This window comes from Pantoea rwandensis, from assembly GCF_002095475.1.
GTDB classification, from domain to species: domain Bacteria; phylum Pseudomonadota; class Gammaproteobacteria; order Enterobacterales; family Enterobacteriaceae; genus Pantoea; species Pantoea rwandensis.
This window is the reverse complement of record NZ_MLFR01000043.1, coordinates 25,272-37,167: the sequence shown is the minus strand read 5'-3', so window position 1 is coordinate 37,167 and position 11,896 is coordinate 25,272. Positions and strand designations below refer to the sequence as shown.

Annotated in this window: 12 protein-coding genes; 7 read left to right on the top strand and 5 right to left on the bottom strand. The window is 54.0% G+C overall.

Annotated elements, in window-relative coordinates; translation table 11 throughout:
* Nucleotides 1–53: 53 nt before the first annotated feature.
* The 6 genes from HA51_RS27065 (at nucleotide 54) to HA51_RS25175 (ending at nucleotide 5,011) form a co-directional block, all read left to right on the top strand.
* Nucleotides 54–248, top strand: coding sequence for a hypothetical protein (locus HA51_RS27065; protein WP_139810739.1), 195 nt, complete (start codon nucleotides 54–56; stop codon nucleotides 246–248).
* Between the two features lie 159 nt (nucleotides 249–407).
* Nucleotides 408–1,259, top strand: a complete 852-nt coding sequence (locus HA51_RS25195; protein WP_084938167.1) for a transporter substrate-binding domain-containing protein — start codon at nucleotides 408–410, stop codon at nucleotides 1,257–1,259.
* Nucleotides 1,260–1,271: 12 nt separating this feature from the next.
* On the top strand, nucleotides 1,272–1,991 hold the full coding sequence (locus tag HA51_RS25190; protein WP_084938165.1) for an ABC transporter permease: 720 nt from the start codon (nucleotides 1,272–1,274) through the stop codon (nucleotides 1,989–1,991).
* An 11-nt stretch (nucleotides 1,992–2,002) separates the two neighbouring features.
* Nucleotides 2,003–2,731, top strand: coding sequence for an ABC transporter permease (locus tag HA51_RS25185; RefSeq protein WP_084938162.1), 729 nt, complete (start codon nucleotides 2,003–2,005; stop codon nucleotides 2,729–2,731).
* Nucleotide 2,732: 1 nt separating this feature from the next.
* Entirely contained in the window at nucleotides 2,733–3,533 is an 801-nt protein-coding gene (locus HA51_RS25180; protein WP_084938160.1) for an ABC transporter ATP-binding protein, read from the top strand.
* A complete protein-coding gene (locus HA51_RS25175) occupies nucleotides 3,530–5,011 on the top strand; it encodes an HAL/PAL/TAL family ammonia-lyase (protein ID WP_084938157.1) in 1,482 nt (493 codons plus the stop codon). The genes HA51_RS25180 and HA51_RS25175 overlap by 4 nt, the downstream gene beginning before the upstream one ends.
* 376 nt (nucleotides 5,012–5,387) lie before the next feature.
* Here the strand turns inward: HA51_RS25175 and HA51_RS25170 are convergent, their stop codons facing one another.
* Nucleotides 5,388–6,020: a flavin reductase family protein gene (locus HA51_RS25170; RefSeq protein ID WP_084938154.1), complete on the bottom strand. Its 633-nt coding sequence runs from the start codon at nucleotides 6,018–6,020 to the stop codon at nucleotides 5,388–5,390.
* A gap of 133 nt (nucleotides 6,021–6,153) precedes the next feature.
* On the opposite strand from HA51_RS25170, the gene rlmF reads away from it, so the two are divergent.
* Nucleotides 6,154–7,080, top strand: a complete 927-nt coding sequence (gene rlmF, locus HA51_RS25165; RefSeq protein ID WP_084938152.1) for a 23S rRNA (adenine(1618)-N(6))-methyltransferase RlmF — start codon at nucleotides 6,154–6,156, stop codon at nucleotides 7,078–7,080.
* Nucleotides 7,081–7,195: 115 nt separating this feature from the next.
* Here rlmF and ybiO read toward each other — a convergent pair whose 3' ends face one another.
* From ybiO to glnH, 4 genes are all read right to left on the bottom strand, one after another.
* Nucleotides 7,196–9,430 carry a mechanosensitive channel protein gene (gene ybiO, locus HA51_RS25160; protein WP_245840266.1) on the bottom strand — a complete coding sequence of 745 codons (2,235 nt, stop codon included), beginning with the start codon at nucleotides 9,428–9,430 and terminating at the stop codon, nucleotides 7,196–7,198.
* 156 nt (nucleotides 9,431–9,586) lie between these two features.
* Nucleotides 9,587–10,309 carry a glutamine ABC transporter ATP-binding protein GlnQ gene (gene glnQ / locus HA51_RS25155; protein ID WP_084938147.1) on the bottom strand — a complete coding sequence of 241 codons (723 nt, stop codon included), beginning with the start codon at nucleotides 10,307–10,309 and terminating at the stop codon, nucleotides 9,587–9,589.
* A complete protein-coding gene (gene glnP / locus HA51_RS25150; RefSeq protein ID WP_084938144.1) occupies nucleotides 10,306–10,965 on the bottom strand; it encodes a glutamine ABC transporter permease GlnP in 660 nt (219 codons plus the stop codon). Before glnP ends, glnQ begins: the two co-directional genes overlap by 4 nt.
* Nucleotides 10,966–11,050: 85 nt before the next feature.
* Nucleotides 11,051–11,797, bottom strand: coding sequence for a glutamine ABC transporter substrate-binding protein GlnH (gene glnH, locus HA51_RS25145; protein WP_084938142.1), 747 nt, complete (start codon nucleotides 11,795–11,797; stop codon nucleotides 11,051–11,053).
* Between the last annotated feature and the right edge of the window lie 99 nt (nucleotides 11,798–11,896).

The following is an 11,896-nucleotide window of genomic DNA, read 5'->3' as shown; positions in this document are numbered from 1 at the left end:
CTGCAAACTGCATAAAACCGTAGCGGCGCGATTTATCGTGCGCATTGAAAGCCATGATGTCGCTATCCGTACGCAATAAATTGCGCCGCTACATCCATGCGCGACGTCAGCACTCACTCTGTAAGCTACATCTTGGTGCAGTCTCTGCTGCATTGCAGTGCATTACCGCGCACCTCACCTCTCCATCCACCGAGTTTGCCGCCTTTCTTGATCTGGCACAGTGCTTGCTAGGTTGTATGTACAAGTAAAGACCACAAGGCGATTATCACTTTTTATTCTGGCTGGCTCACAAAAAGCTTATGCCGACAATGATCTGCCGCAAGCTAACTTGTATATACATGAAATGTCATCTGCGTTGTATCAGCTAACAGAGACAGCCAATTCGATTAATGACCAGGAGAAACCGCATGACGCATCGCGCCCCAATTCGCCGTTTTTGCCTCACCACCCTGTTTGCCAGCCTGATAATTAGCGGTGTTGCTGTGCAGGCCAAAGAGTGGAAATCGATCACCATCGCTACCGAAGGCAGCTATGAACCCTGGAACCTGACATTGCCGGGCGGCAAGTTAGGTGGCTTTGAACCTGAGCTGATGGAAGACTTATGCAAGCGCATGGGCATCCAGTGCAAGTTGGTGGTGCAGAACTGGGATGGCATGATCGCCGGGCTTAACGCCGGTAAATATGACGTGATTATGGATGCGATTGTCATTACGCCAGACCGTAAAAAAGTGGTCAATTTCACCGTACCTTATGCGTCCACGCCAGCCACCTTTATCACCACGAAAGACAGCCCGCTGATGCCAGCCGATCACAACATCATCAAGCTGCATGACGATGAGAAAGAGATCAACACAGCGATTGCCCCGCTAAAAGCAGCGTTGAAAGGCAAAACCATCGGTATCGCATCCGGCACGGTTTACACGCCATTTATTGATAAATACTTCAAAGATGTCGCTGACGTGCGTGAATACACTTCCTCCGCTGATGCAATTCTCGATCTGCAGGCCGGTCGTATAGATGCGGTATTCGACGATGTGACTTTTGCCCAATCGATGCTGGCGCGTAAAGAGAACAATAACCTGACCTTTAGCGGCCCGCAGTTGGGTGGCCCGATCTGGGGTGAGGGCGAAGCGATGGGCGTGCGTATGGCAGACAACGATCTGAAAGCCAAGCTCGATGAGGCGATCAAAGCCGCACTGGCCGATGGCACGGTGAAAAAGCTGAGTGAGAAGTGGTTTAAAACTGACGTAACCCCGTAAGTGAGGTGAAAGATGATGAGCCTGCTGAGTTTTGGTGCTGATGGCTGGGGCCGCCTGATTTTGGGTGCCGCCTTTACCACGCTACTGTTGTCGCTGGCCGCGCTGATGATTGGTGCCGTGGTAGGTTCCGGCGTGGCAGCGGCCAAGTTGTCGCCGCAGCGCTGGGTCCGCTGGTTGGGCGAAGCCTATTCGACGGTGTTTCGCGGTATCCCGGAACTGCTGGTGATCTACCTGTTCTATTTTGGTGGGTCGGGACTGATTACGCTGGTGGGACAGATGTTTGGTGCGGATGGCTTTATCGAAGCACCGCCATTCCTCATTGGTGCACTGGCGATTGGGCTCATCTCTGGATCTTATCAAGGTGAAGTGTATCGCGCGGCTCGACTGGCGCTAGCAAAAGGTGAAGTTGAGGCCGCAGTGGCGATTGGTATGCCGCGCTGGCGCATCACACAGCGCATTCTGTTGCCGCAGATTGTGCGCTATGCGCTGCCAGGCATGTCAAACGTCTGGCAGATGAGCCTGAAAGATTCGGCGCTGGTGTCGGTTACTGGCATTGTCGAGCTGATGCGTGCCAGCCAAGTGGCTGCAGGATCCACGCGCGATTACTTCACGTTCTATTTGATTGGCGGTGCCTGCTATCTGGTGCTGACACTGTTATCTAATCATGCGTTTCGTCGGGCGGAAACACGCCTTGGACGCGCCTGGCAAAGTCGCACTGCGGCGCAGCATTAAGGAGCAGCAGCATGATCGACTTCGCCTTTCTGACCGATACCTTTCTCAAACTGAGCGCCGCACTGCCGGTGACCCTCGGCTTGTTTATCAGTGCGTTTCTCTGTGGTGGCATTCTCGCCATCGGTATTCTGTCATTGCGCATGAGTCGCTGGCGGGTGCTGAGCGGCTTTGCGCGCGGCTATATTTTGGTGTTTCGTGGTTCGCCATTGCTGATCCAGCTGTTCCTGATCTATTACGGACTGGGTCAGTTTGGGGTGATCCGTCATAGCTTTGTCTGGCCCTTCCTGCGCGAGCCTTTTATCTGCGCGGTGCTGGCGTTGTCGCTGTGTACGGCGGCTTATACCGCTGAGATCCTGCGTGGTGCCTTGTTGGCTGTGCCGCCGGGCCAGGTTGAAGCCGGGTTGGCTTGCGGCATGTCGCGCTGGTTGCTGCTGCGTCGCATCATCGCACCGATCATGTTGCGTTATGCGCTGCCCGCTTATTCCACCGAAGCGATCCTGCTGGTGAAATCCACCGCACTTGCCAGCTTGGTGACCGTATGGGATGTCACCGGCGTGGCGCAGCAGATCATTCAGCGCACCTACCGCACTATGGAAGTGTTTATCTGCGCTGCCGCGATTTACCTGATCCTGAATTTCATTATCGTCCAGCTTTACGCGTGGTTAGAACGCCGTTTAACCCCGGTGCATCGCGTTGAAAAAAAGCCGTTACCCGCCATTAAACCGCTTGCCGGAGAGTAAGATGCAATCCACATCCCCTGTCACCTTAACCGCCACCGATATCCATAAATCCTTTGGCGCGATGGAAGTTTTAAAAGGCATCTCGCTGCAGGCACATCAAGGCGATGTCATCTCGATTCTCGGTGCTAGCGGATCGGGTAAAAGTACTTTGCTGCGCTGCATTAATCTGCTGGAAACACCGGATGCCGGGGTGGTCAGCGTGGGGGGCGAAACCATCGAAATGAAGCGCCATGCGCGTGGCCATCAGTTAGCGGCGAATCCCAAACAGATTGAGCGCCTGCGTTCTCGTTTGGGCATGGTGTTCCAGAGTTTTAACTTGTGGTCGCACATGACGGTGCTGCAGAACGTGATTGAAGGTCCGCACTATGTGCTGAAGCGCGATAAGAAAAGTTGTATCGATCAGGCAGAACAGTTGCTGGACCGCGTGGGGTTACTGAATCGCAAAGATTTTTATCCTGCGCAGCTCTCTGGTGGGCAGCAGCAACGCGTCGCCATTGCCCGCGCATTGGCGATGGACCCGGAAGTGATGTTGTTTGATGAACCGACTTCCGCGCTGGATCCAGAGCTGGTGGGCGAAGTGCTGAAAGTGATGCGTAGCCTGGCTGAAGAGGGCCGCACCATGCTGGTGGTGACGCACGAAATGGGATTTGCACGCAATGTCTCAAATCGTGTGGTGTTTATGCATCAAGGCACCATCGATTGCCAGGGCACGCCGGAGGAGATGTTTGGTGCACAAGGTTCTCAGCGCTTTAAGCAATTTATATCCAGCCATCAAAGCCACCATGCGGAGCAGCCAGCATGACGATAGTGTGGGGTGATGAAACACTCGCCTGGCAGGATGTGGTGCAGGTGGCGCGGCACAATGCAGAACTGACGTTAAGCGCCAGCGCCTGGCAGCGTATTGCCCAAGGGCGTGAGATCGTCGAGCAGATTGTGGCGACCGGCCACATTGCCTATGGCATCAACACCGGGTTGGGCGCGTTGTGCAACATCAGCTTGCCGGAAGAACAGCTCAGTCAGTTATCTCGTAATACGCTGCTCAGCCATGCTTGTGGGGTGGGGCCATTGCTGGCGCGTGAGCAGGTGCGTGCCATTCTGTGTGCGGCGATCGCCAACTACAGTCATGGCAAATCGGGCGTCTCTGTCGCACTGGTGCAGCATTTGCTGGCGTTGCTGAATCAGCAGGTCACTCCGCAGGTGCCATCGCAGGGCTCTGTGGGCTATCTCAGCCATATGGCTCACATTGGTTTGGCACTCATCGGCGTGGGTGACGTGGAGTATCAGCAACAAATTATGCCTGCCGAACAGGCGCTGGCGCTTGCTGGATCAAAACCTTATCGTCCCGGCGCTAAAGAAGGCTTGAGCCTGGTGAATGGCACGCCCTGCATGACCGGGTTATCGTGTCTGGCACTTGATGATGCGGCACGGCTACTTGATTGGGCGGATGTCACGGGCGCCATGAGTTTTGAGGCGTTGCGGGGGCAGTTGGTGGCATTTGATGCTGAAGTGATCGCGCTGAAAGCCAGTCCAGGCATGCAGGTAAGCGGGCAGCGATTGCGCCAGCTGTTGAGCGACAGTCCGCTTTTGGCAAAGAGTGAAGGCATTCGCACGCAGGATGCACTCAGCTTGCGTTCGATGCCGCAGGTACACGGTGCCAGTCGCGACCAGTTCGCACACGCAGCACGGCAGGTCGATACAGAGTTAAATGCCTGCACAGATAACCCTCTGGTGCTTGGCACAGTGGATAACTGGCGCGTGGTATCACAGGCTAATCCGCACGGCGAATCGGTGGCGATGGCGGCAGATTTGCTGGCGATTGCCATGGCGGAAGTGGGCAGTATTGCTGAGCGGCGCTTAGATCGTTTGGTTAATCCGCTGGTGAGTGGTTTACCGGCGTTTTTAGTGGCGCAGCCGGGCGTGAATTCCGGCATGATGATTGCGCAGTATGTGGCGGCATCGTTGTGTGCGGAGAACCGCCAACTGGCGCAACCGGCGGTACTGGATAATTATGTGACGTCGGGCTTGCAGGAGGATCATCTCAGTCTCGGTACGGGGGCAGCATTGAAACTGCTGAAGCTGGTGGGCAATGTCTGGCAGATTCTGGCGATTGAGTATTTGCTGGCGGCACAGGCACTGGATTTTCACGGCGAGGCAGAGCTAGCGGAAGGCACGAAACAGGCCTTGCGCCGATTACGGGCGATGGTGGCGAACTGGCAGGAAGATCGTTGGCTGGCACCGGAAATTGCCAGGGCGGTTGAGGTGATGAAAAACGGTGCTTGATGGATGGCGCTGAGCAGTTGAATACGGCTGGGTGCGGGCCGTAACACCTCTGCTGCTGCCGGGCAGTCCTCGCGCCGCTGACGCGGTGCCCTCGGCTTCCACGTCGTGCCGACGGATCGTTCGGGTATGGCCATCCAGGCCTACCCGAACTGCCAGCCGCATCCATGCGGCTGGCTCCTGGCTCAACGTAAAAGCCTCAGCGCTGCGGATAGCCCTTGCAGCATCAGAGGCGCTACGGCCATTCACATTGTGCCCTTTGTGGCGAAACGCACTGAAGAGTGTGCACAGTCTGTAGCCATCAGCGCCCAAGCTGCTCTGGGCTGCGTAATCTCTGTTTTAAACCAACCTGCACACCCGAACAGACAACCAGAAAACATTAAACGCGGCGCGCATCCGGACGTACTAAATCAAAGCGCAGATCCTCACTGATGCCATAATAGGCCGATGGGCCACCGGCACGTAAAATCGGCTGCGCCTTGGCGGTTTGATAAATGCCGTTTTCCAGCAGCGCCTCATCAATATGAATCGCCACCACTTCACCTAACACCAGCCAGCTCTCCAGCTCGGTTCCCTGCACATCCTGTAAGCGGATCAACTGAGTAAGACGACACTCAAAATTTACCGGGCTTTCTGCCACCATACTGACGTTAACGTGCGAAGCGGCAATAGGTGTCAATCCGGCCAGGGCAAATTCATCCTGTTCCGGCGGTACTGAGGCGGAGCTTTCGTTCATCGCTTCGGCCAGCGGACGCGTCGCCAGATTCCAGACAAACTCTTTGCTCTCACTGATGTTGCGCACGCTGTCTTTCCAACCACTGCTGGCAAAACCGATGATCGGCGGATGATAGTTGAAGCAGTTAAAGAAACTATAAGGCGCCAGGTTGCGTTGGCCGCTGGCGCTGAGCGAACTGACCCAACCGATGGGACGTGGGCCAACAATGGCGTTTAACGGATCGTGCGGCAAACCATGTCCTGCGCGTGGCTGGTAAGAATATCTCTGACGTGTCATTTCTGCTCCCAGTGATGAACAATGCGTTATCTTAACGGCTTAGCCTCAGGCGCAAAGGCAATAATTGTGTAAGCGGATTGTGCGATGCCGCCATCCAGCGTATCTTACGCCCGCGCTACTTTCCGGAGAATCTATGAACAAGCCAGCCGCTACCTCGCCATTCCATCCACGTAATCGCCATCAAGGCCATTATGATTTTGCTGCACTGACCGCTGCTCATCCACCGCTGACGGTGAAAGTGCGCCCAAATGGCTATGGCGAATTGTCGGTGGACTTTGCCGACCCTGAAGCGGTGATGCTGCTGAATCAGGCGCTGATCAAACTGTTCTATAACCTCAACTGGCAGCTGCCAGAGGGGTATTTGACGCCGCCAGTGCCTGGCCGTGCCGATTACATTCACTCGCTGGCTGATTTATTGGCCAGCGACAACGGCGGCAAAATTCCGCGTGATATCGACATCATGGACATCGGCTGTGGTGCCAATCTGATCTATCCCCTGATCGGCAACGCCGAGTATGGCTGGCGCTTTACCGGCACTGAGATTACCGCCGAAGCGATTACTGCTGCCAACCAGATTGTGGCGAGCAATCCGGGTTTACAACGCGGAGTGCGTCTGCGTCGTCAAAAAGAGGCATCGACCATTTTTGCGGGCGTAGTACACAAAAATGAACGCTATCATGCGGTGCTGTGTAATCCGCCTTTTCACGCTTCTGCGCAGGAAGCCGCGATGGTCGGCCAGCGTAAAACGCGTAATCTTGGCTTGGGTAAAAATGCACCGCTTAACTTTGGCGGTCAGCACAACGAGCTATGGTGTGATGGCGGTGAGCGTAAATTCGTGGGTCAGATGATCGATGAGAGCGTGGCCTACGCAGACCACATTGTCTGGTTCACCTCGCTGGTGTCACGCAAAGAGAATTTGCCTGCGCTGCGCGACCAGCTACGTGATCTCGATGCATATGAAGTGCGTATCATCGAGATGGCGCAGGGCCAGAAACAGAGCCGCTTTATTGCCTGGACCTTCCTGCCGCCAGCCGCGCGCGCTAAACGTTTGCCACGCTAAACCACCGGGCTGTGATAGCGGCGCGCTTTAAGGCGGGACAGATGTGCAACAAATGGCGCCGCTACCGCAGTGATGTCGTTGATAGATGTGCAATAAATTGCACATCTATCAGCCGTTACATCGGAGGTGGCAGCGCAGGAACACTGGCAACCGCTGCCACATCGCTGCCGGTTTGCATCACTTCCACCGTTTGATGCGGGGCTTTAATCCCTGCTGCATCGAAGTGCTTCTTGACCTTATCATCCAATGCAAACCGCACCGTCCACTGTTTTAACGGCTGGGTGGTGAATGACACGCGTACGGTAAAGGATTGATTGGTTAAGCCGACCAGACCTGCAAAGCTCGGTTCGCCAATCACCATGCCGCGAATATCTGGATTTTTCAGCAAATCTTTCACCGCGGCTTGTAAAGTGGCATTCACGCGTTCCGTATCCTCACTGCGGTCCACGTCATAGTTCGCCACGAACGAGCCGATGCCGCGCACGAAGTTGGCAAAAGTGGTGATCGAGGACCAGGGAATGATGTGATACGCCCCGGTGTCCTGCCGTACCCCCACTGAACGGATCGACATTCTTTCAACCGTGCCGGTAATCGGTCCGATGGTGACCAGGTCGCCAGTATTCATCCCGTTCTCAAACTGGATAAAGATACCGGTGATAATGTCCTTCACCAGCGTTTGCGAACCAAATGAAACGGCCAAACCTAGCGCACCGGCACCCGCCAGCAGCGGTGCGATGTTCACTCCAACCTCCGACAATAAGATCATGATGGTAATCGTACTGATCACCACCGCCAGCGCATTACGAAACAGCGTCAGCAAAGTGCGGGTACGCGCGCTCGGCATGGGACGGCCGTGTGAGTCAGAAGCCAGGCGGCTTTCGATCAGGCTGGCGAGTAACGTCCAACCCACTGCCGAGAGCAGCAAAATCATCACGATACGGATCATCACATCGACCATTTTCTGCCCGGCGCCAAGCGTCAACCAGTGCCAAAGATCGAACAGATTCCAGGCATTAAGTAGTAATAGCAAGGTGGCAAATACGGTGATCACCCGAGCGAGTTTCAGCAGAGCTTTCACCCAGTCATTGACGCGTTTTTGCAGTTCAGGATAGTTGCGGCGCAGATCGGGTGACAGCGTCAGGGTTTTACCTATCCAGCGGGTCAGCATGCCGGAGACGAGTGCAGCGATAACGATGATCGCCATGCTGCGGACTGTGGCGGACATCATAAACTTCAGGCTATCGCCGGGATTGAAAATGGAAAACAAGAACAGCGCGATAAAATAGGCGCTCGCCAACCAGTGCCACACCATGCCAAAGGCGCGAATGAACAATGCAAAAAAGCTCATGCTGCGGTCGGCCAAACGCGATAGCTCATCATGAATATTGCGCTTATTACGGAAAATCAACCACAGCGCCCAGCCGGTCATAATGCACATAATCAGCACATTCACTAGCGCGCCGACCTGTACATTGACCTGATTGGAGACAATCGGCACCACCACCAGTAAACCATAGCCAATGATGCCGCTCAGCCAACTCAGGCGCGTATTCCAGTAGCGCGCGCGAGCATCAGAAAGATGGAAGAAACGCAGCGTCGAGAAGCGTGGACAGAAAATCAGGCGCAACACGGCTTTAAAGAATTCGATCAGCGCAAAGGCGTTAAGGAACAGCCCTTGTTGATAGGCAATAGTGCGATTGTTGCTGTGGTAGTTATCACTGATGATCTGACCGACAAATAACGTCAGAGCCAGTAACAGCAAATCAATGATAAAGGCCAACACAATAGTGGCAGGGAGGTGGAGCCATTTGCTGCGATCCAGATTATGGTTGCGCCCCCAACGGCCCATACGCTGCCAAATAGGGTACATCAACAGCCGCGTTAGCCAGTAGAAAGCAAATACCGCAGCGGCCAATCCAACGAAGTATTTCAGGGCGTTGAAAAAGGTTTGCTGGTTAAAAGCTTTGTGCGGTGCATTGGTGATGTTGTCATGCAATCGAACAAACTGCGAGGCCACCGCGCCGCCATATTCGCGCGTCACATTGGTGACGCTCTCCAGCACGGTAGGGTCTTCTTGATTCGCCTGTGGCGGTGCCAGCACCGGTTGCTCGTTCACCGTTTTGCTGTTGGCTGCCTGCCGCAGTTGCTCAATCAACTCCTGGCGCGAATCATTATTTTCCAGAATATTGGCCAGCGCCGCATAGGCGGCTTTTTTGTCTTCAATCGTGGGTTCGCCGTTGGGCGTACTGTTGGCCGCGGGGGCTGTGTTTTGCGAAGCGGCAACGGCCGCCTGTGGCAAATTAACCGCATTCGCGGTGGGAACAAGAAACAGGCAGAGCATCATCCACATGGCTAAGTGCCATGATGGGCGGGCAAACGACATGACTTTCTCCTTGAGCAACGCAAAGCGGCACAAGAGAAAAAGTATAGTCAGCAATGGAAGGTGAAGATTCTGAAAGGAAAATTCTTTAACGGAAGGAGGGCGGCCAGATAGCCGCCCTGGGCATTATGAAACGTGCTGCAGGAACTCGCGCAGACGATCGCTCGGTGGGTTGGTGATCAACTCATCCGGGTTGCCATCTTCAGCAATGGTGCCTTTGTCGATGAAGATCAGACGTGAAGCCACTTTCTGTGCAAAGCCGACTTCGTGCGTCACGATAACCATCGTCATGCCTTCTTCAGCCAGATCTTGCATGACCTTGAGGACCTCATGGCGCAGCTCTGGATCCAGCGCCGAAGTCGGCTCATCAAACAGCATCATCTTAGGTTTGACCGCCAGCGCACGGGCAATGGCCACACGCTGCTGTTGTCCACCTGACAACTCTGCTGGGAAGTGATGCGCACGCTCAGCGAGGCCCACTTTGCCCAGCAACTCACGCGCCAGCTTTTGTGCATCGGCTTTCTTCGTACCGCGAACGCGAATCGGGCCGAAGGCAACGTTATCCAACGCACTCATCTGTGGGAACAGATGGAACTGCTGGAACACCATACCGGCTTCCTGACGAATCAGGCGATCATCGACTTTAGGGTCGTTAACCTTCATACCATCAACAATCAGGTCACCGGTGGTGATCTCTTCCAGTTTGTTGATGCAGCGCAGCAGCGTTGATTTACCCGAGCCTGATGGCCCAATAATCACCACCACTTCACCCTGATTAATCTTCAGGTTGATATCGTGCAGAACTTGGGTCTGGCCGAAGTTTTTAGAGACGTTTTTAAATTCAATCACAGGATTTTCACCCTTTTCTCAATACGGCGCAGCACAAAGCTCAACACCAGCGTAATAACCAGATAGATGATGGCAACAGCACTCCAGATCTCCAACGCGCGGAAGTTGCCGGCGATGATCTCCTGGCCCTGACGCGTCAGTTCTGCCACACCAATCACGATAAACAGCGAGGTATCTTTAATGCTGACAATCCACTGGTTACCCAGCGGTGGCAGCATACGACGCAGCGCCAGCGGCATGATGACATAGCGCAGGGTTTCACGACTAGACAGACCCAGCGCCAGGCCCGCTTCACGGAAACCTTTGTTGATTGACAATACGGCACCGCGCGTGATTTCCGCGATGTAAGCACCGGAGTTAATCATGATGGTCACCACGGCTGCGGTGAACGGATCGATACGCAGATCCGGGAAGGCCATTGGCAGGGCGAAGTAGATAAACATCACCTGTACCACAATTGGCGTACCGCGAATCAGTTCGATGAACACTAATGCAAGGTTATTGGTAATCCAACCGCCGTAGGCACGGGCGAAACCGGCAACTAAGCCGATAATCAAACCGCCGACCAGGCCGAGTACGGAAATTATCAGGGTCATTTTGGCGCCTTCGATCAATATCGGCAGGGCAGGCCAAATGACGCTCCAGTCAAACTCCATGGTGTCACTCCAGAATCAATTGCAATGGAAATATAAAAAGCAGGGAGAACGTGCTCCCTGCTGCAAAAATCGGCTTAAGCCGGAATTATTTAGGTTCGGTGCCGAACCATTTTTTATAAATAGTGTTGTAAGTACCGTTGTCGCGCAGGGTTTTCAATGCGCCATTGATTTGGTTACGCAGGTCGTCGCTGCCTTTCGGCAAGGCGATACCGTACTGCTGGGCTGAGATAGATTCGCCAACCGCTTTAAAGCGACCTTTACCTGCAGTGTGGATGAAATACAGGATGTTTGGCGTGTCATGCAGCACAGCATCAGCACGGTTGGTGCCTAACTCCATGTAGGCGTTGTCGATGTTCGGGAACTGGCGCAGGTCTTTATATTTGATGTGCGCTTTAGCGTAATCAACAGAACCGGTGCCGCTTTTCACTGCAACGGTTTTACCGTTCAGATCATCGATACTTTTAATGTTGTTTTCATTCTCACGCACCATCACTAACAGACCACTTTTGTAGTAGCCGTCAGAGAAGTCGATAGCTTTTTTACGCTCGTCGGTAATGGTGATACCGGCCAGTGCCACATCTACGTTTTTGGTTTGCAGTGCAGGGATGATACCGCTGAAATCCATTGGCTTCAGGGTGTAATCCAGTTTCAGCTCTTTAGCGATAGCGGCCCAAAGGTCGATATCGAAACCGACATAATCGTTGCCTTGCTTGAACTCAAACGGCACGAAGGCGGTATCAGTGGCGACAACCAGTTTTTTATCTGCTGCAGTGGAAGAAAGCGAGAAGGCCAGCGCCAGCGCGGCCACGGAGACTTTAATCAATGACTTCATCATTATTTTCCTTATTACCCTACAAGCCTAATGGCCCGTTGTACGGCTTATCATATGAAAAAACTATGCCAACTTTTCATTTCAATCGTAATCAGCAGG